Origin of the sequence: Brachybacterium sp. AOP42-C2-15 (assembly GCF_052377065.1) — a bacterium.
Taxonomy (GTDB): Bacteria; Actinomycetota; Actinomycetes; order Actinomycetales; family Dermabacteraceae; genus Brachybacterium.
Window position 1 is genome coordinate 23671 of sequence record NZ_JBQSWK010000032.1, and the last position, 19671, is coordinate 43341.

18 protein-coding genes are annotated in these 19671 nt (G+C 70.6%); 1 reads left to right on the forward strand and 17 read right to left on the reverse strand.

Translation table 11 applies throughout. From position 1 onward, the window contains the following. Positions 1–65: 65 nt before the first annotated feature. The 7 genes from ACT3SQ_RS15300 to ACT3SQ_RS15330 are packed head-to-tail and all read right to left on the reverse strand — an operon-like array spanning position 66 to position 8855. A complete protein-coding gene (locus ACT3SQ_RS15300; RefSeq protein ID WP_444601328.1) occupies positions 66–1016 on the reverse strand; it encodes an HpcH/HpaI aldolase/citrate lyase family protein in 951 nt (316 codons plus the stop codon). Then, the gene (locus tag ACT3SQ_RS15305; protein WP_345075956.1) at positions 1013–1552 is read right to left on the reverse strand and encodes a MaoC family dehydratase; all 540 of its coding nucleotides are present in this window, start codon (positions 1550–1552) and stop codon (positions 1013–1015) included. The genes ACT3SQ_RS15300 and ACT3SQ_RS15305 overlap by 4 nt, the downstream gene beginning before the upstream one ends. Further along, positions 1549–3723, reverse strand: a complete 2175-nt coding sequence (locus tag ACT3SQ_RS15310; RefSeq protein WP_444601329.1) for an acetyl/propionyl/methylcrotonyl-CoA carboxylase subunit alpha — start codon at positions 3721–3723, stop codon at positions 1549–1551. The genes ACT3SQ_RS15305 and ACT3SQ_RS15310 overlap by 4 nt, the downstream gene beginning before the upstream one ends. A gap of 8 nt (positions 3724–3731) precedes the next feature. Next, positions 3732–5327, reverse strand: coding sequence for a carboxyl transferase domain-containing protein (locus tag ACT3SQ_RS15315; protein WP_444601330.1), 1596 nt, complete (start codon positions 5325–5327; stop codon positions 3732–3734). Positions 5328–5329: 2 nt separating this feature from the next. Continuing rightward, the gene (locus ACT3SQ_RS15320) at positions 5330–6679 is read right to left on the reverse strand and encodes a dihydrolipoamide acetyltransferase family protein (protein WP_442332957.1); all 1350 of its coding nucleotides are present in this window, start codon (positions 6677–6679) and stop codon (positions 5330–5332) included. Next, positions 6679–7707, reverse strand: coding sequence for an alpha-ketoacid dehydrogenase subunit beta (locus ACT3SQ_RS15325; protein ID WP_444601331.1), 1029 nt, complete (start codon positions 7705–7707; stop codon positions 6679–6681). Before ACT3SQ_RS15325 ends, ACT3SQ_RS15320 begins: the two co-directional genes overlap by 1 nt. After that, entirely contained in the window at positions 7704–8855 is a 1152-nt protein-coding gene (locus ACT3SQ_RS15330) for a thiamine pyrophosphate-dependent enzyme (protein WP_444601332.1), read from the reverse strand. Before ACT3SQ_RS15330 ends, ACT3SQ_RS15325 begins: the two co-directional genes overlap by 4 nt. A 179-nt stretch (positions 8856–9034) precedes the next feature. Between ACT3SQ_RS15330 and ACT3SQ_RS15335 the strand changes: the two genes are divergently transcribed. Beyond that, positions 9035–9505 (forward strand): Lrp/AsnC family transcriptional regulator, encoded by a 471-nt coding sequence (locus tag ACT3SQ_RS15335; RefSeq protein WP_442332865.1) that lies wholly within the window; start codon positions 9035–9037, stop codon positions 9503–9505. Between the two features lie 68 nt (positions 9506–9573). On the opposite strand, the gene ACT3SQ_RS15340 is transcribed toward ACT3SQ_RS15335, so the two are convergent. From ACT3SQ_RS15340 to ACT3SQ_RS15385, 10 genes are all read right to left on the reverse strand, one after another. Next, positions 9574–11103 (reverse strand): aldehyde dehydrogenase family protein, encoded by a 1530-nt coding sequence (locus ACT3SQ_RS15340; protein ID WP_442332866.1) that lies wholly within the window; start codon positions 11101–11103, stop codon positions 9574–9576. Further along, positions 11100–11969, reverse strand: coding sequence for an NAD(P)-dependent oxidoreductase (locus ACT3SQ_RS15345; protein ID WP_444601333.1), 870 nt, complete (start codon positions 11967–11969; stop codon positions 11100–11102). The genes ACT3SQ_RS15340 and ACT3SQ_RS15345 overlap by 4 nt, the downstream gene beginning before the upstream one ends. Positions 11970–11980: 11 nt before the next feature. Continuing rightward, on the reverse strand, positions 11981–12541 hold the full coding sequence (locus ACT3SQ_RS15350) for a hypothetical protein (RefSeq protein WP_444601334.1): 561 nt from the start codon (positions 12539–12541) through the stop codon (positions 11981–11983). After that, on the reverse strand, positions 12541–13389 hold the full coding sequence (locus ACT3SQ_RS15355; RefSeq protein ID WP_444601335.1) for a DUF3100 domain-containing protein: 849 nt from the start codon (positions 13387–13389) through the stop codon (positions 12541–12543). The genes ACT3SQ_RS15350 and ACT3SQ_RS15355 overlap by 1 nt, the downstream gene beginning before the upstream one ends. A 216-nt stretch (positions 13390–13605) precedes the next feature. Then, a complete protein-coding gene (locus ACT3SQ_RS15360; protein ID WP_442332620.1) occupies positions 13606–14541 on the reverse strand; it encodes a LysR family transcriptional regulator in 936 nt (311 codons plus the stop codon). Between the two features lies 1 nt (position 14542). Then, the gene (locus ACT3SQ_RS15365) at positions 14543–15553 is read right to left on the reverse strand and encodes a Gfo/Idh/MocA family protein (RefSeq protein WP_444601336.1); all 1011 of its coding nucleotides are present in this window, start codon (positions 15551–15553) and stop codon (positions 14543–14545) included. Beyond that, on the reverse strand, positions 15547–16536 hold the full coding sequence (locus tag ACT3SQ_RS15370) for a Gfo/Idh/MocA family protein (protein WP_444601337.1): 990 nt from the start codon (positions 16534–16536) through the stop codon (positions 15547–15549). Before ACT3SQ_RS15370 ends, ACT3SQ_RS15365 begins: the two co-directional genes overlap by 7 nt. A 5-nt stretch (positions 16537–16541) precedes the next feature. Continuing rightward, entirely contained in the window at positions 16542–17441 is a 900-nt protein-coding gene (locus ACT3SQ_RS15375) for a carbohydrate ABC transporter permease (RefSeq protein WP_442332623.1), read from the reverse strand. Beyond that, positions 17434–18330, reverse strand: a complete 897-nt coding sequence (locus ACT3SQ_RS15380; protein ID WP_444601338.1) for a carbohydrate ABC transporter permease — start codon at positions 18328–18330, stop codon at positions 17434–17436. Before ACT3SQ_RS15380 ends, ACT3SQ_RS15375 begins: the two co-directional genes overlap by 8 nt. Then, positions 18320–19606 carry an ABC transporter substrate-binding protein gene (locus ACT3SQ_RS15385; RefSeq protein WP_441446052.1) on the reverse strand — a complete coding sequence of 429 codons (1287 nt, stop codon included), beginning with the start codon at positions 19604–19606 and terminating at the stop codon, positions 18320–18322. The genes ACT3SQ_RS15380 and ACT3SQ_RS15385 overlap by 11 nt, the downstream gene beginning before the upstream one ends. Positions 19607–19671 lie beyond the last annotated feature (65 nt).

Genomic DNA, 19671 nt, shown 5'->3' on the forward strand with positions numbered 1-19671 from the left:
CGGTGCTCATGACGCGTCGGTGCGTATCAGGGGGTGCGTATCAGGGGGTGCGTATCAGGCGGTTCTCATGAGGGGTCGGAGAGGTGCGGGTTCAGTGAGCTGGCGAGGCCGCGGGAGGCCAGCGAGCGGGCGTGGCGCAGGATCGGGCCATCGACCATGTGGCCCTCGTGCTCGAACACCCCAGAGCCGTTTCGCTCGGCGGCAGCCAGCACCCCACGCGCCCAGGCGGTCTGGTCCGCGGTCGGCGCGTAGGCGTCGCGGATGACCGCGGCCTGGGCCGGGTGGATGCAGGCGGTCGCGGTGAAGCCGCTGGCCGCGGCATCCTCGGCCTCGGCCCGCCAGCCGGCCTCGTCGGCGAGGTCGGAGTGGATCGCGTCGATCGCGCTGCGGCCATTGGCCCGGGCGGCCAGCAGCACGCTCGAGCGAGCATGGCGCACCACCTCGCGGTAGCTGCCATCCCGGTGGCGGGAGGAGGTGCCACCGAGGGAGGCGATGAGATCCTCCCCTCCCCACATCAACGCGACCACGTCCGGGTGGGCGGCGAGCGTCGGCGCGGCGAGCACGCCCCGGGCCGTCTCGCACAGGACCAGCACCTTCACCCCGGGCAGGGCGCCGACGAGTCGGTCCACCTCGGCGAGGCTGCTGGCCTTGGGCAGCATCACCCAGCGCGGCCGCAGCGGGGCGAGAGCAAGCAGGTCGGCGGAGAAGTCCGACTCCCCGGGAGCGTTGACCCGGATGATGGTGCGCGCCGGATCCAGACCGTGAGCGGCGACGGCGTCGCGGGCGGCGGCTTTGTGCTCCGGGGCGACGGCGTCCTCGAGGTCGAGGATCACGGCGTCGGCGCGGTCAGCGGCCTTCGCGAAGCGGTCCGGGCGGTCCCCGGGGCAGAACAGCAGCGAGGGGCCCAGCGGCAGGAGCTCATGGTCCTCGGCGTCGTGCCCGCCGCTCGCGCCGTGTCGCTCGCGGCAGGTGGTGCGGCTGCGCGGCGAGAGGTGCTCGTGGGTCCTGGTGTTCATGAATCCTCCTGGCCGTGCTTCTGGGGTGCGGCGTGCGCTGAGGCGCTGGCGTGCAGGAGCGTGGTGCGCTCGGCGCGGACCACGACCTCGCCGTGCTGGTTGCGTCCGGTGTGGACGAGGGAGACCACGGCCTGCCCGGGCCGCGAGTTCGAGGGCCGCACGGCGAGCACCTGCGTCTCGCTGTACAAGGTGTCGCCGTGGTGCAGGGGGCGGGGGAAGCTGATCTCGCCAAAGCCGAGGTTCGCCACCAAGGTGCCCTGGGTGAGCTGGGCGACGGACGCCCCGACGACGGTGGCGAGGGTGAGCATCGAGTTGACCAGCCGCTGCCCGAACTCGGTGGTCTCGCTCCAGGCGGCGTCGAGGTGGAGGGCCTGCGGGTTCATGGTCATGGTGGAGAACAGGACGTTGTCCGCCTCGGTGAGGGTGCGGCCGGGGCGGTGCTCGTAGATCGCCCCGATCTGCAGCTCCTCGGCATAGAGGCCGCGCTGCACGATGCGCGGCGCATCAGGCACGGGGTCGGGCACGTGATCGGTCATGGGCGGGCCTCCTGGTCGACGTGATGGGGGCCCTCGGTCCCGGGTCGCTCGAACTCGGGGCCATCGGACTCCCGGCCTTCTGCCTCGGGGCCCTCTTCCCCGGGCACCACCTGCGCGACCTCCTCGCCGCGGGCCACCCGGTCTCCGGCGCTGACCTGCAGGTGCACGGTCCCGGAGCTCGGCGCGCTGAGGGTGTGCTCCATCTTCATCGCCTCGACCACCAGCACCGGGTCCCCGGCGTCGACGTGGTCCCCGTCGGCCACCAGCACCATCGTCACGGTGCCCGGCATCGGCGAGGCGAGAGTCGGTGCTGCGTCCCGCCCTGCTGCGCCCCGTACGGGACGGTGCAGGCTCAGCTCGCGGTCCTCGCCCGGCAGGCCGATCCACACCGACGAGTCCGTGCCGTGGTGGAGCAGCGGCAGACGGATGCCGTCCACGGTGACAGCTCCCGCATGGAGCGCGAGAGCGAACTGCTGCTCTCCCACCGTCGCCTGGGCCTGCTCCGGCAAGCCGGTCAGTGCGACCACCACCAGCCCATCGTCGGCGGGAACAGCTCCGTGGTCAGCGCCCGTGCCGTCGGCCGCACCGCCGCTTCCCACTCCGCCGGCCCCGTCGGCTCCGCCCACCCCGTCAGCCGCCGCGAAGCGGACCACGAAGGGTGCTGGTGCCCCGAGCCGCCAGCCCGACGGCGCATGCCAGAGGCCGCGCGGACGGGAGCGTGCCACCTGCTCCCAGCGCACCAGCGCCGCGACGGCGAGCGCGCGGGCGCTGACCGCGGGCGGGGTGAGCTCATCGAGGCGGCGCTCGATCAGGCCGGTGTCCATGTCACCGCTTTTCACCTCGTCGAGGGCGAGCAGCGCACGGAGGAAGGCGGTGTTGGTGACCACTCCCAGCAGGTGCGTCTGTTCGAGCGCCCGGTCCAGCGCTGCGAGCGCGTCGGCGCGGGTGGGGGCGTGGGTGATGACCTTGGCGAGCATCGGGTCGTAGCTGCTGGAGATGGTGGCGCCGACAGCCAGGGCGTGGTCCACGCGCGCACCCTCCGGCAGGGCGAGGGCGAGCACGGTCCCGCCGGTGGGCAGGAACCCGGCGACGGGATCCTCGGCGTAGAGACGGGCCTCGATCGCGTGGCCCTCGAGGTGCACATCCTCCTGGGTGAGCGACAGCGGCTGCCCGGCCGCGATCCGGAGCTGCTCGGCGACCAGGTCGATCCCGGTGATCGCCTCGGTGACAGCGTGCTCGACCTGGAGGCGGGTGTTCATCTCAAGGAAGAACGGGGCATCGGGCGCCGTGCCATCGACGATGAACTCGACGGTCCCGGCGCCCACATAGTCCACAGCGCAGGCGGCTTCGACGGCGACGCGACCGAACTGTGCACGCTGGTCAGGGGTGAGGGAGGGGCTGGGCGCCTCCTCGATGACCTTCTGGTGGCGGCGCTGCAGGGAGCATTCCCGCTCCCCCAGGTGGATCACGTTTCCGTGGGTGTCGGCGAGGATCTGCACCTCGATGTGCTTCGGTGCGGTGATCCAGCGTTCGAGGAAGAGGGTGTCGTCGCCGAAGGCGCCTGCGGCCTCCCGGCGGGCGGCGGCGAGCGCGGCGGGCAGCTCCTGTGCGGCGGCGACCCGGTGCATGCCCTTCCCTCCGCCGCCTGCTGCGGGCTTGACCAGCAGCGGGAAGCCGACCTCCGCGGCGCCGGCGAGCAGTGCGGCATCGTCCAGCCCCGGGGCGGCGAGTCCCGGCACGACCGGCACTCCGCGGGCGGTGACCGCGGCGCGGGCGGAGATCTTGTCGCCCATGGTCTCGATCGCGGCGGCGGAGGGTCCGACGAACACGATCCCGGCCCTCTCGCAGGCGCGGGCGAAGTCGGCCCGTTCGGAGAGGAAGCCGTAGCCGGGGTGGATCGCCCGGGCACCGGTGGCCCGCGCCGCGGCGATGATCTCCTCGCCGTCGAGATAGGAGCTGATGCGCACGGCGCGGTCGGCGGCGGTGACGTGGGCGGAGCCGGAGTCCTCGTCGGTGTGGACGGCGATCGCGGCGAGGCCCAGGGCGCGCACGGTGCACAGGATCCGCATCGCGATCTCGCCGCGGTTGGCGATCAGGACGGTGTGGAGCTCGGGGGTGTCGGGTTGAGCGGTGTCGAGCAGCGGAGTGCTGACTACGGGGTGGCTGGACATCGTCGGCCTCACATCCGGAAGACGCCGCGGGCGAGCGCGGGGAGCGGGGCACGGGAGACGACGTCGAGCGCGAGCCCGAGGACGGTGCGGGTCTGGGCGGGTTCGATGATCCCGTCGTCCCAGAGCCGGGCGGTGGAGTAGTAGGGGCTGCCCTGGGTCTCGTAGTCCTCGATGATGGGCCGACGGAACTCCGCCTCGTCCTCATCGCTCCAGGTGCCGCCGCTCGCTTCGATGCGGTCGCGCGTGACGGTGGCGAGCACGGAGGCGGCCTGGGCGCCGCCCATCACGGAGACGCGGGCGTTCGGCCACAGCCAGAGGAACCGCGGGGAGTAGGCGCGCCCGCACATGGAGTAGGTGCCGGCGCCGAATGACCCGCCGATGACGACGGTGAGCTTGGGGACCCGGGCGCAGGCGACGGCGGTGACCATCTTCGCGCCGTCCTTGGCGATGCCGCCGCGCTCGTACTCGGCGCCGACCATGAACCCTGCGATGTTCTGCAGGAACACGAGCGGGATCTCGCGCTGGTCGCAGAGCTGGACGAAGTGGGCGCCCTTGAGCGCGGACTCGCTGAACAGCACTCCGTTGTTCGCGACGATGCCCACCCGGTGCCCGTGGATCCGCGCGAAGCCGGTGACCAGGGTGGCGCCGTAGGTGGGTTTGAACTCGGAGAACTCCCCGGCGTCGACGATCCGGGAGATGACCTCGTGCACGTCATAGGGGGTGGAGAGGTCGGCCGGCACCGCCTCGCCCATGGTCTCGGGGTCGGCGGCGGGCGGGCGGGAGTCCTCGCGGGGCAGCACCGGCTCCGGGTGCGGGAGGGTGTCGATGATGTCGCGGAGGATCGACAGGGCATGCTCGTCGTCCTCGGCGAGGTGGTCGGCCACGCCCGAGACCTCGGTGTGCATGAGCCCGCCGCCGAGGTCCTCGGCGCTGACCTCCTCGCCGGTGGCGGCCTTCACCAGCGGTGGTCCGCCGAGGAAGATCGTGCCCTGGTCGCGCACGATGACGGTCTGGTCGCTCATCGCCGGGACATAGGCGCCGCCGGCGGTGGAGGAGCCCATCACGGCGGAGAGCTGGGCGATGCCCTCGCCGCTCATCCGGGCCTGGTGGTAGAAGATCCGCCCGAAGTGGTCGCGGTCGGGGAACACCTCGTCCTGCATCGGCAGGTAGGCGCCGCCGGAGTCGACCAGGTACACGCAGGGCAGGAGGTTCTCCTGCGCGATCTCCTGCGCGCGGAGGTGCTTCTTCACGGTCAGTGGGAAGTAGGTGCCGCCCTTGACTGTGGCGTCGTTGGCGAGGATCAGGCAGTGCCGGCCGTGGATCATCCCGATCCCGGCGACCACCCCGGCGCCCGGCGCGGCCCCGTCGTACATCCCCTCGGCGGCCAGCGGCGCGATCTCGAGGAAGGGCGTGCCCTCATCCAGGAGGCGATCGATCCGCTCCCGGGCCAGCAGCTTGCCGCGGGCGCGGTGCTTCTCCCGGGCCGCGGCGGAGCCACCCTCCGCAGCCTTCGCGAGGCGGGCTCGCAGCTCGGCGACCAGGGCATCCATCGCCTGGGCGCGGGAAGCACCGTCGGGACGGGAGGCGTGGTGAAGTGCATCCATGGCTACCTCGTCAGCAGGATCGCGGGATCGGACAGGACGTCGGCGACATCCATGAGGAAACGGGAGGCCTCCGCGCCGTCGAGCACCCGATGGTCGAAGGAGAGCGTGAGCGTCACGACCGTGCGCAACGCGATTTCGCCGTGGTGCTCCCACGGCTGTGTGCGCAGCGCCCCGATCGCGAGAATCGTGCTCTGGCCGGGATTGAGGATCGGCACGCCGCCCTCGACGCCGAACACGCCGACGTTGGTGACGGTGAGGGTGGAGCCGGTCAGCTCCGCCGGGGTCAGGGACCCCTCCCGTGCCGTGGCGACCAGCGCTGCGATCCGCTCGGTGAGGGTCGCGCCGTCCGCCTCCTCGGTGTCCGGCTCCTCGGTGTCCGGCACGGTGGCGACCACCAGGCCGCGCTCGGTGGCGACGGCGATGCCGAGCGCGACGCGGGAGAAGTGCTCGATCTCCCCAGCCTCGGCGTCGTAGCGCGCATTGGCCGACGGGGTCCGGGCGGCGGCCGGCAGGATCGCCTGGCACACCGCGGCGAGGAACGACGACTTCCTCCCGTCCCGCCCCGGGCGGCGCAGCCGTTCGAGGGTGTCGGTGACGTCGATCGTGGTGTGCACCGAGGCCTGCGGGGCGGTGAAGGCCGAGTCGGTCATCGCCCGCGCGGTCTCGCGGCGCAGGCCGGTCACCGGCACCCGGGTGGACGCGCGGCCGGAGGCGCGGGCTGAGGCGTGGGGGCTGGTGCCGGCACCCGTGCTGGAGCTCGAGCTGCAGCACTTCGTCGGAGCGCCGGTCCTGTCGTGGGCACCCGTCGTGCCCTGCGCGGAGGCCTCGACATCGGCGCGCAGGATCCGCCCACCGGGGCCCGAGCCGTGCACTGCGGTGAGGTCCACGCCCAGGTCACGGGCACGTCGGCGCACCGGCGGCATCGCCTTGGGGGTGTCGTGGGCGGACGTCTCGCCCGCGGCGACCTCCGCGCTGCGGCTGACGTAGGGCTCGGTCTCGAAGGAGCGGGGCCGGCGGCGCGGCCGTCCGGTGCCGGGCAGCACGGGCCCGTACCCGACCAGCACCTGCTGGCGCTGCGGGGCGGCGGGCTTCACCGGCTCTGCAGCGGCGGGCTCGCTCACCTCCTCGAATCCGATCAGCGGCGAGCCGACGGCGAGGGTCTCGCCCTCGGCGGCGTGCAGCGCACTGACCCGCCCGGCGCGGGGGCTCGGCAGCTCGACCAGGGCCTTCGCGGTCTCCACCTCGACCAGCGCCTGGTTCAGGGTGACCTCGTCGCCCACGGCGACCTGCCAGGCCACGATCGTGGCCTCGGTGAGTCCTTCCCCGAGATCGGGGAGTCGGAAGTCGCTCATCAGGCAGCCTCCCTCGAGTTGCGTCGGCCCAGCGTGCGGTCCACGGCGTCGAGGATCCGGTCGATGCCGGGCAGGTAGTGGTCCTCCACCGCGGCAGGCGGGTAAGGGGTGTCAAAGCCGGTGATCCGTTCGGGGGCGGCCTCCAGGTGGTCGAAGCAGTCCTCGACGGCCGAGGTGATCACCTCGGAGGAGAGCGAGACGTTGCCCGGTGCCTCGTGGGTGACCACCAGGCGGCCGGTGCGGCGCACACTGGCGGCGACCGTGTCCCGGTCCAGCGGTGAGAGGGAGCGCAGATCGATCACCTCGAGGCTGATGCCGTCGTCCTCCGCCGCGACCGCCGCCTCGAGGGCGGTGACCACCAGCGGTCCATAGGCGACGAGGGTCGCGTCCGTCCCCGCTCGCAGGACCCGCGCCGAGGAGAGGTCGGCGGTCACGGTGGTGTCCACCTCGCCCTTGGACCAGTAGCGACGCTTCGGCTCGAACACCATGACGGGGTCGGGGCATTCGATCGCGGCACGCATCGTGGAGTAGGCGTCCTGGGGGTCGGCGACGGTGACCACCCGCAGGCCCGGGGTGTGCGCGAAGTAGGCCTCGGGTGATTCGGAGTGGTGCTCGACGGCGCCGATGCCGCCGCCGAAGGGGATCCGGATGGTCAGTGGCATCATCACCGTCCCGCCGGTGCGGTAGTGCAGGCGGGCGACCTGGGCGACGATCTGGTCGAAGGCTGGGTAGACGAACCCATCGAACTGGATCTCGCACACCGGGCGCATGCCGCGGTAGGCCATGCCGACGGAGGTGCCGATGATCCCCGACTCCGCGAGCGGCGAGTCGATCACCCGGTCGGGGCCGAAGCTGCCCTGGAGCCCGTCGGTGATGCGGAAGACGCCGCCGAGGGCGCCGATGTCCTCACCGATCAGCAGCACATCAGGATCCGCCGCGAGGGCGTCACGCAGGGCAGCGTTCAGCGCTGCGGCCATGGTCATGGTGGTGGTCGTCGTGTTCGTGCTCGTGCTCGTGGTGGTGGTCATGCCGGAGATCCCTCCGTCGGCCGTGCTTCCGGCGCCTCGGGAGCGAGGGAGGCGGTGAAGGCCCGGAACTGCTCCCGCTGGCGGAGAAGGCCCGGATGCTCGGTGGCCAGCACGTGCTCGAAGAGGCTCTCCGGGGCGGGATCGGGCAGCGTGGTCACTGCCTCCCGCAGCGCGGTGGTGGCCTCGAGGCTGCGGCTCCTCCCCTCGGCGCGGAGCTGCTCCACGTCGCTGTCGAGCTGTTCGAGATGACGCTCCAGGCGACCCAGCGGGCAGCGGCGTCGCCAGGCCTCCAGCTCCGCCTCGTCGCGGTAGCGGGTGGGATCGTCGCTCGTGGTGTGCGGGCCGAGGCGGTAGGTGACCGCCTCGATGAACATCGGCCCCTTGCCGGAGCGGATGTGCCGGGCCGCGTGCAGGCTCGCCGCCCGCATCGCGAGCACGTCATTGCCGTCGACCCGCAGGGAGGGGATCCCGAAGCCGGTGGGGCGCAGCGCGATCGGGACCGTGGCCTGGAGGGCGACCGGCTCGGAGATCGCGTACTGGTTGTTCTGGCAGAAGAAGAGCACCGGTGCGCGGAAGGAGGCGGCGAAGACCATCGCCTCGTTGAGATCGCCCTGGCTCATGGCGCCGTCACCGAAGCAGGCGACGGCGAGGTCATCCTTGCCCTGCGCCTTCGTGGCCATCGCATAGCCGACGGCGTGATGGGCCTGCGCCCCGATGATCACCTGCGGGGTGGCCATGTGGTGGGCGAAGGGATCCCAGCCGGACAGAGTCGTCCCGCGCCAGACCGAGAGCATCTCCCCCGCGCTGACGCCGCGGCACCAGGCCAGGCCGTTCTCGCGGTACGAGGTGAAGAAGAAGTCCGTGCTCGGCAGGGCGCGGGCCAGGCCGATCTGGGCGGCCTCCTGGCCTCTCAGCGGGGGCCAGAGCCCCAGCTCGCCCTGGCGCTGCAGGGCCACGGCCTCGTCGTCGAGCGCGCGGATCACGGCCATGTCCAGGTAGAGGCCGGTCAGCAGTTCCTCGTCCACATCGCGCAGGAAGGGATCGAGGATGGGGTCGGGGTGTCGGGTGCCGTCCTCCGCGAGGACGTACAGGGGCTGTACGAGTCCAGCGACCAGGTCGTGGTCGGGAGCTGACGTGGTCGTCAACATTCGGACCTCCAGAATCCGCCGCGCCGGGTGGGCGCATGGGACGTCCGCACCGGGTGGGTGCGCGTGACGTCATCGTCACCGAGCACGCTACGCCGAGAGCGCAGGACGTACAATGAGAACCAGAGAAGTTCAGCAGTATGCTCACCACTCGAGGCTACGGGAGCGTAGAATCGCGCACTATGCGCATCGTGGATGACACCGACCGACGGCTCCTGCTGGCCATGACGGAGAACCCCCGCTCGACGATCGTCTCCCTCGCGGAGCGGCTGGGGCTCTCCCGCAACACCGTCCAGTCACGGCTCGCGGCGCTCGAGGCGGGTCAGGTGCTCCAGGGATACGACCGGCGGCTGCATGCCGCGTCGCTCGGCTATCCGCTGACCGCGTTCATGGAGACGCAGGTGGATCAACCGCGCCTCGAGCAGGTCATCGCGCAGCTGCGCGAGATCCCCGAGGTGGTGCAGGTGCACGGGCTCAGCGGCCTGCACGACATCCTGGTGCGCTGCGTGTGCCGCGACACCGACGACCTCTACCGCGTGAACAAGCTGATCCTGGGCTGCGAGGGCGTGATCCGCACCGATACCTCGCTCGCGATGGGCGAGCTGATCCCCTTCCGCCTCGCTCCGGTCCTCGAGCGCGACATCGCGCGGTGAGCCGGCGCGGGATCGACGCCGCAGAGGGCCTTGGCAGCCGACGGCGGGCCCGGCAGTCGACGGCGGGCTCAGTACCCGAACGCCAGCGGGGCCTCGGCATCGGTCTCGACCCAGACCGCCTTCGGCTCGGAGTACTCCAGCAGGCCGTCGTAGCCGCTCGAGCGGCCGAAGCCGGAGTGCCCGAACCCGCCGAAGGGCGCCATGACATTGATGGTCTTGTAGCTGTTGACCCACACGGTCCCGGCCCGCAGCGCGGCGGCGACGCGATGCCCGCGGTCCACGGCCCCGGTCCACACGGCGCCGGCGAGGCCGAAGTCGGTGGCGTTGGCGAGTGCGATCGCCTCCTCCTCGTCGTCGAAGGGGATCGCGGCGACGACCGGACCGAACACCTCGCGCTGGGCGATGTCGTCGGTGTTGGCCACTCCGGCCAGCAGGGTGGGCGGGTAGAAGAAGCCCGGACGGTCCAGGCGTGCGCCACCGGTGACGACCTCGGCTCCGGCGCGCGCGTCCTGCACCATCGCGGTGATCCGCTCGAGCTGGGCTCGGTTCTGCACCGGGCCGACCTGGGTGGCTGGATCCATCGGGTCCCCTTGACGGATCGCGGCCCCGAGTGTGCCGAGCCGTTCAACGACCTGGTCGTGCACGGACCGCTGGACGAGCAGGCGCGAGCCCGCCACGCAGCTCTGCCCGGAGCCGGAGAAGATCGCGGCTGCCGCTCCGCCGACGGCGCGGTCGAGGTTCGCGTCGTCGAAGATGATGTTCGCGCTCTTGCCGCCGAGCTCGAGCACGCAGGGGGTCAGCTGCTCGGCTGCGGCGGCCGCGATCCGTCGGCCGGTGGCCGGGGAGCCCACGAACACCACCTTGGCGATGCCCGGGTGGGTGACCAGGCGATTGCCTGCCGTCGGTCCCAGCCCCGCGATCACGTTCACCAGCCCGACGGGCGCGCCCGCGCGCTCGACGAGCCGCGCGAGCAGGAGTGAGGTCAGCGGGCTGAGCTCTGAGGGCTTGAGCACCACGCCGTTCCCGGCGGCAAGCGCAGGGGCGAGCTGCCAGCCCGCGGTGAACACCGGCGCATTCCACGGGGTCATCTGGGCGACCACCCCGTACGGCTCGCGCACCGTGTAGGTGAGATGGCTGGTGGGAACCGGGATCACCTCGCCGTGCTGCTTGTCGGCCCAGCCCGCGTAGTACTCGAACATCTCGGCGACCTTGGTGGTCTCCCCGGTCGCGTCCTTCAGCGGCTTGCCGGCGCTGCGGGCCTCGAGGCGGGCGATCTGCTCGAGGTGCTCGCGCACCTGCGCTCCGATCCCCCACAGGATGCGGCCCCGCTCGGAGGCGGTCAGCCCCCACCAGATCCGCTGAGCGGAGGTGGCCGCGTCGACCGCGGCATCGACCGCGGCCTCGGCGCCGTCGCGGTAGCCGGCCAGCACCGTCTCCGCGGCAGGATCCACGAGTTCCACCTCCTCCCCCGTCCCGGGGAGCACCTGCCCGGCGACGTGGCTGCCGATCTCGGTGGTGCCCATCAGGTGCTGCCAGATGTCGAGCTCGGGCGGCGCAGGGGTGGCTGCGGCAGAAGCAGAGGCGGGCGCGGGGGTCATCGGGTGGTCACCATCTTGTTGAAGTCCTCTCTCGGACCGACCTGCTCGAGCAGCCGGTCCCACATCTCTCGTGCGGCCCCGACCAGCGGGGAGGAGACCCCGAGCTCTTCGGCCATGTCTGCGGCCAGTCCCACGTCGCGGGCCATCAGGCCGACGGGGAAGCCGGAGTCGAAGCTGCCGGAGAGTACCCAGCGAGGCAGGTTCATCTCGGTCACCGCGCTGCGGCCCGAGGCGGTGTTGACCGCTGCCAGCAGCCGTTCGACCTCCACACCGGAGGCCTCGGCAGCACCGTGCAGGGCCTGGGCGGCGGAGAGGTGGACGCCGCACAGCAGATTGTTCATCAGCTTCGCGGTGTTTCCCGCGCCCACTTCACCGACATGGTTGACGTGGGTGGCCAGCGGATCGAGAGCGTCCAGCACCCTCTCGAGGTGCTCCTCGGAGCAGCCGAGGAACACGGTCAGCGCTCCGTCGGCCGCACCGGAGGGGCCACCCGAGACGGGTGCGTCGACCAGCACGTGCCCGTGCCCCGCGAGCCATGCGGCGCGGCGGCGGGCATCGGCTGGCGGGCAGGTGCTGGCGTCGATGACGAGCACGGGGGACGGGGCATGCTCGAGGTCGGGCAGCAGCTGATCGACCTGTTCGGTGCCCGGCAGGGAGAGCACCAGCACCGGTGCCTGTGCCTCGGTGAGCGCCTCGGGCAGCGTGGTGCGTTCGACCCCCGCGGGGGTGGGCACCGGTCCGGGGTCCACCCCCAGCACCCGGTGACCGGCGCGCACCAGGCTCGTGGCCATGCCGGCGCCCATATGCCCCAGCCCCACCACGATCCGGTCCGGGAGGGTGAAGCTCGAGACGCGCTCGGTGTTCACGGCCGGCGTCATCACACGCCTCCCGTGATCTGCAGGGTGATCTCGGCGATCGCGGCGGAGCCGACATAGGTGCCGAGGAAGACCATGATCGCGACCAGCAGGATCTTCCAGCCGGAGCGCTTCAGGACATCGATCTCGAGCTTGCTGATCGCGAAGCCCGCGTAGGCGAGCGGCGGCACCGCGAGGGCGAGGAAGTTGATCCCCTCGACCAGTGGGAAGATCACGCCTGCCCAGGGCAGCATCGGCAGGGTGAGCACCACGGCGACCAGGGAGATCCAGGCGACCGAGGGCAGTCGCAGGGGCACGTACTTGGTCAGCAGCAGCCCCAGCACGCACATGCCGTAGAGGACCACCAGGCCGATCACGATGTCGAGCACGGTCAGCTCGGTGGCGATCAGCTGGATCGGCACCGAGATCAGGGAGATCACGGCGAGGTCGCGCAGGGTGGGGACGAGTGCGACCTTGCGCTCGTCGGTCTCGGCGAAGTCGAGGTCGGTGAGGTCATCGGCGGGGTTCTGGCCGATGGGGTGGTGGTCGCTGGGGTTCTGGCCGGCGGCGTCGGAGGTGGTCATCAGGCTGCCTCTCCCTTCGAGGTGACGGCGGGGCGGCGGGTGTTGGCGGGGTCGTCGGGGCGCGACCTGCGGTACATCCACTCCACCATCGGCAGCGCCACGAACAGGGAGACGTACATGCCGGTGGCGTAGGTGAGCAGGTTGGAGGAACCGGCCAGCGCGGTGATGGACTCTGCGGATCCGGGGTTCGCAGCGGCGAGCGCTCCGGCGCAGGCGGCCATCATCGATCCGGAGCCGACGCCGCAGGCCATCGCGAGGGCTTCGATGCTGAACACGTTCGCGGTCGAGAGCACCGAGGCGATGATCGCGAAGATGAAGGTGCCGAACAGGGTGCCCATCACGTACACGCCGAGCACGCCGGTGCCCTCGGGGCTGCGCAGTCCGTAGCGGTCCGCGATGATCGCGATGTTCGGTTCACGGACGATGGAGTGGACCGCACCGATCGACTCACGGCCCATCTTCAGGATCCACACCGCGACCGGGAAGGCCAGCACGATGGTGCCGAGGTTGCCGATCTCCTGCAGCAGCAAGGCGGGGCCGGAGCGGATCACGAGCTCGATGCCGGGGCCGATATCGGCGCCGAAGCGCGCGATGAACGGCATGATCGCGATGACGATCAGCGGGCTCGCGGCAGCGGCTCGGCGCACCGGCATGATCTTCTTGACCGCGCCGATGATGTTCGGGTTCAGCAGCAGCGCGAGCGCGAAGGCGAAGAGCATCGGCAGCAGCAGGATGGTGCCGATACCGATCGGAATGCTGCGGATCCCGATCAGCTGGCTGATCACGCCGATGACCAGGACGGCGAGATGCAAGGGCCACAGCTGGAACAGACCACGTGCGGTCTCCATGGGACCTCCTCGGGGGAAGGGCCGGGGCTGCGCCTCGGCAGTGAGGAGAACGTCCCGGCGGGGATCCTTCGGAGACTAGGGCCCCGGATGATGTCCCGCATAGCCCCTTCAGACAGGACAGGGCGTTGCCCACGAGAGAACACCCGGGTGCGGGATCGCGGGCTCAGCACGGCAGGAGCAGCTGGATCCGGCCATCGTTCCGCGCCGGCCTCGCGCTCAGCGTGCGGCCTGCGAGTCCATCCAGTGCGCGCAGGTGTCCAGCAGGGCGCGGGCCGCAGCCGGCAATCGGCGGCCGCGGCGCACCATCAGCTCCGCGCGCACGGCCCGGACATGCTCATCGGCGACGTCGAGCAGCACCACGTCGCTGCCAGGCGGGGCGGGGGTGAGGAACACCGGTGGAAGCAGCGACACCGCCTGCCCCTGAGCGACCGCGCCGATCAGCACCGCCTGGGAGTCGGTCTCCAGCACGACGTCGCCGTGGACCCCGTGGACCCTGGTGAACTCGTCGTGCAGGGCGCGCAGGCCGAAGCCAGGCAGCATCACCGCGAACCTCTCTCCCGCGAGCTCCGCAGGGCGGAGCGGCCCGCTTCCTTCGCCCCGCCGGGCGAGCGGGTGGTCGGCGGCGCAGGCCAGACCGAGCGGCTGCGGCAGGATGCGCACGGTGGCCACCTCGGCCGACGGCGCGGGGTGCAGGGCGATCGCGATGTCGGCGACGTCCGCCGTGAGCGCCTCGACCATCGAATCCGTGCCCCCGGTCCGGACGCGCAGCGTGACCTCGGGATGTGCGGCATGGAAGGGGCCGAGCACCTGGGACCCGATGTCCTCGAGGAATCCGAGCCCGACCGCCAGGGTCACCTCCCCAACCTCGGCGGTCCGGGCGCGGGCCATCTCCTCAGCGAACCCGGTCTCGAGGTCCTGGCGCTCCTGGGCATGGCGCACCACGACCTGGCCCAGCGCGGTGATCCGTGCCCCGGCGACGTCGCGCTCGAAGAGCACCCCGTCCAGGCGGCGTTCGACCGCCGCGATCGTGCGCTGCACGGCCGACGGCGCGAGGCCCAGCTGGCGAGCGGCACCGCGCAGCGAACCCGAGCGTGCCACCGCCAGGACGCAGCGCAGCTCGCGATCATCGAGCACCGTGCCGGGTGCTGTCATCTCAGGTCGTCGCGGCGAGCGCCACCGGCTGGCCGGTGCGCACGGACTCCTGGGCGGCGGCGACGACCGCGACGGTGCGCAGCCCCACCTCACCGGTGGGATCCGCCGTCCGGCCCTCACGCACCGCACCCAGGAAGGCGTCGAGCAGGAGGGCGTCGGTGTTCGTCCCGTAGGGGAGCCACTGGCCGGGCCCGCCCACGTGCTGGGCGAAGGCGTCGATCTGGAGCTGCCCGCCGGTGCCGAGGGCCTGCAGGCGCAGGCCGCCCCAGGTGGGGGCGTCGGCCGGCTGGGACCAGGAGCAGTCGATGGTCGCGACCACACCCGAGTCATAGGTGAGGGTGACCAGGCCGCCGGTCTCGGCGCCCTCCCCCGCCCGCTCGGCGTACAGGATGCGGTTGGTGACCGCGTGGACGGTCGCGGGAGGGCCGAAGACCGAGTCGAGGATCTCGGCCAGGTGCACCGTGTGGTCCACCATCGCGCCGCCGCCGGCGAGCTCCACATCGGTGAACCAATCGCGGGCCGAGGGCAGCTTGCCGTTGTTGGTGCCGGTGAGTCCGATGACCTCGCCGAGGGTGCCGTCGGCCACCGCGGTGCGCAGCGCCTGGATCGCGGGGGCGAAGTGCACGGGGAAGGCGGTCATCAGCACCACCCCGGCCTCTCGGCATGCCGCGACCATCGCCTCGGCGTCGGAAACGTTCGTGGCCAGCGGCTTCTCGCACAGCACGTGCACGCCGCGGCGCGCGGCCTCGAGCACCAGGTCCTTGTGGTGGGCGTTCGCGCTGGTCACCACGATGGCGTCGGGGCCCTCGGGCCAGGCGGCCCAGGCATCCTCGTAGGAGGCGACCACGCGCACCCCGCGCACATCGCCGTAGCCGTCGGGATCGGCGACCACCAGGTCCACCTCCGCCCGGGCCCCGAGCTGCGCCGCGTAGCTCATGGCGTGGGTGTGCGCGCAGCTCATCAGCGCGATCTTCAGCGGGCCAGCAGGGTAGGTGGGGCGTGCGGTCAGCATGTGATGCTCCGTCCGGTGCGCAGGGACTCGAGGGCGGCGCGGGAGACCTCCACGGCGAGGGCGCCGTCGGCCGCATCCACGCGGGTGGGGGCGCCGGTGGTCAGCGCCGTCATGAACTCGACGATCTCGGCCGCGTAGGGGTCGGCCAGGACCGAAACGTCGGGGAGGAAGCCATCGCCGCTGGACTGCCGGGCGGAGGCGACGGCGTCGAAGACGATCCCGGAGTCGCCGGCGCTGTCGTACTGCAGCCGACCTGCGTCCCCGGCGAGATCGAAGGTGTAGCGGAAGGCGGTGCCGGCCGGGCCCCAGAAGCCGCGGCAGTGGCTGAGCACGCCCGAGCGGTGGGTGAGGACCACGTGCGCGGTGCGCACCGCGGCGTCGGAGGTGGCGATCGCCTGCTGGGCGTAGACCCGGTCGACGGGGCCGGCCATCCAGAGCGCCTGGTCGATGTCGTGGATCATCTGGTCCATCACGATGCCGCCGGACAGCTCCTCGTCCGCGTACCACTCACGGCTGGGCAGGGAGCCGGTGCGCTCGAAGCGCAGCACGGCGAGGTTCCCCACGGCGCCCGTGTCGATCGCGCGCTTCGCCGCGGCGTACTGCGGGAAGTACCGCACCACGTGCGCCGGGAACAGCCGGCGCCCCGCCTTCTCGGCATGCTCGACCAGGTCGAGCGCCTCCGCGGGATCCAGGGCGAGCGGCTTCTCGCAGATCACGTCCATGCCGGCGTCCAGCGCCGCGCGCACGATCGCCGGATGCTCCGGGGTGGGGGTGCAGACGTCCACGACGTCCACCGCGGCCAGCAGCTCCTCGAGGGTGCCGTGCACGGTCGCACCGGACTCGGCCGCGAACTCCTCGGCGCCAGCGAGGCTGTAGCAGTGCAGGTCGACGCCGAGCTGGGTCCAGCCGGGCCGGTGGGCGCGGGAGATCCCGCCGGTGCCGACGACGCCGACGCGCAAGGGGTCGGCGTGAGCAGAGGTCATCATGGTCAACCTTTCATTCCCGAGTGGGCGAGTCCTTCGACCACACGGCGCTGGAGGAGGAGGAAGAGGATGAGGATCGGCGTCATCGCCAGCAGGCTCGCAGCCATCATCACGGGGTAGTTCGTCATGTGCTGTCCCTGCAGCGTAGCCAGACCCACCGCGAGCGGCATCTGCTCCTCGTAGGTGCTCACCACGAGCGGCCACAGCAGATCATTCCACGAAGCGATCGTGGTGAGAATGGCGACCGAGGCGAGTGCAGGCCCTGACAGCGGGAGCATCACCTTCCAGAAGATCTGCCACTGATTGGCACCGTCGAGCCTCGCCGCCTCCTCGAGCGAGCCGGGCATCGAGATGAAGTGCTGTCGCAGCAGGAAGGTTCCGAACGCGCTGAACAGCCCTGGCATCGCGATGCCCAGCACAGTGTTCAGCAGGTCCATGTTCTGAATGATCGAGTACTGCGGGATCAGGTAGATCTGGCTCGGCACCATCAGGATGGACAGGAGCAGCGCGAAGATGATCCCGCGACCTCGGAACTGCATGCGGGCGAAGGCGTACCCAGCCATCGCGCACAGGATCATCTGCACGACCACCCGCATCACGGTGACCGATGCCGACACCGAGAACTGACTCGCGAACGGCAGCAGGTCGAAGACGTCGACGTAGTTGCGCCACTGCACGACGTCCGGGAGCAGGGTGGGAGGCACACTCGTCACCTCCGCCTGCGTGGACAGCGACATGATCAGCTGCCACACGAACGGGAAGATCATGATCAACCCGCCGAATGTGAGCACCAGATAGGCGTCGATGTTGCGCGGGCCGCGGGACCTGCGACCTCGCTCCCCGCTCTGCATGCCGCGGGCCTGCACCTGCCCGGTGCTCGGGGACGTGACGGCGGTGTCAGTCATAGTTCACCCACTTCTTCTGGAACTGGAACTGGACCACCGTGATCAGACCGATGATGGCCAGGATGAGCATGGCGATCGCTGAGGCGTACCCCTTGTCGTTCTGACCGAACGCCTGTTCATAGAAGAGGAAGACGAGCGACTGGGTGCGCGACATCGCCGGATTCGTCGGGCCCATCAGCGCGTACAGCAGATCGAAGAGCTGGAAGCCGTTGATCGCCGTGATGATGGTGAGGAAGAAGATGCTGGGCGTGAGCAGCGGCACCGTGAGCGAGAAGAACTGCCGCATGGGGGCTGCGCCGTCCAGTGAGGCGGCCTCGTACAGCTCCGGCGGTATCCCGCGCAGACCCCCGGAGAGGATGATGATCGAGAAGCCGAGCGACGCCCAGAGGCCGACGATGCTGACGGCGGCCAGCGCCCAGCCGGGGCTCGCAATCCAGTACGGGCCCTCGATCCCGATCAGCGACAGGAGGTAGTTCAGCATCCCGAAGTCGCTGTTGTAGATCATGCGCCAGACCATGGCGATCGCCGCTGGCATCGCCACGATCGGCATGAAGAACATGACCCGGTAGAACCAGGCGAAGCGCAGGCCGGGCCGGTTCAGCAACGACGCCAGATACACCGAGAGCGGGATCCCGAGCATCACGACTGCGGTATAGATCAGCGTGTTCAGGACCGCCCGGGGGACCTCGTCGTCCGTCACCAGGTTCCGGTAGTTCTCCAGTCCGATCCACTCAGTGCCGCCGAAGGAGCCGAACTCCGTGAAGGAGTTGTAGAACGTGCTGAGGAGGGGCCAGAAGTAGAAGACAGCGACACCCGCCATCAGCGGCCCGATGAATACCCAGGCCCAGGCGTCGTCCCGTCTCAGGGCACCGGTGCGCTCACTCCTCATCGGCCAGCGCCTCGTTCATCTTCCCCGCAAGCTCCCTGAGCCCGGCCTCCACGTCCAGCTCCCCGCTCATGATGCGCGGGTAGTAGTCACTCTCGAGACTCAGCCAGGCGTTGGTGTTCTTCGAGATCGGGTAGGGGTGGGCGTCGGCGGCATTGTCGATGAACATCTGGAGGTTGAACTCGGGAACCGACTCGACGTAGGCATCAGCCGTGCCCTCGTACGCCGGGTTCGCCGCGCCTTCCTCGGCCTGGATCACGTTCGCCTGTTCGCCGGAGATGAAGGCCAGGAAGGCCGCAGCCGCCGCCTTGTTCTTGCCGTCGGCAGCCATCGCGTTGCCGATCCCGTGGATGACGTTGGCGAGTTCGGAGCCCTGCGGGAGCGGGGCGGTGCGGATCGACTCCTTCACCGGAGAATCCTTGAAGACCGCGGCGGACCAGTTGCCGGACCAGTACATCGCCGACTTCCCCCCATTGAAGACGTCGGAGGGCTTGTTGTCGGTGAGATAGGCGATCGAGGGGTGAGCCCCGTCCTCGACCAGAGAGCGGGCGAAGGTGAAGGCCTCGATGGCGCTGGGCGAGTCGTATCCGGAGGTGGTGCGGTCCTCGGAGATGATCTCGCCACCGGCCTGGAAGGTCAGGGCGTAGAGGTAGGCCTGGTTCTCGACGCCGTTGCAGCCGCCCCAGATCCCCTCGGAGCCGAGGGCGTCGGTGATACCCCGAGCAGCCTCTGCATAGTCGTCCCAGGTCCAGTTCTCCTCCGGCGTCGCGACCCCGGCCCGCTCGAACAGCTCTTCGTTCCACCACAGGGCAATGGTGTCGAAGTCCTTCGGAGCTGCGAACTGGACGTCTTCGAGGGTGTACAGATCGTTCATCGCCTGGGGGTACTTCGAGGTATCAAGACCCGGAACGCCAGCGAGGTCCTGAAGCTTGCCCTCCGCGGCGTAGAGCTGGAAGTTCGGTCCATTCATCCAGAAGACGTCGGGCAGGTCTCCACCGGTGGCCTGGGTCTGCAGCTTCTCGAAGTACTGCGCGAAGGGGGTCACGCTGATGGCGACCTCGATATTGGGGTACTCCTCGTTGAACGCGGCCACGATCTTCTCCATGGCCGGCTTCTGCGCCTGATCCCAGATGCTGTAGGCGATCTTCGCGGATTCGTCGGCGGGGATCTCCTCCGGGATGTCCCCGCCCCCGCCCTCGCCTCCGCTGCAGGCGGCGAGAACGGTGGCGCCGACGGCGGCGGTGCCGCCGAGGAAGAGGCGTCGGGTGGTACGGGTCATGGGTATCTCCTTGAGGTAAGACCAGCGATCGCTGGAATGTGCTGCCTGGTTGAGAAAGGTTTCAG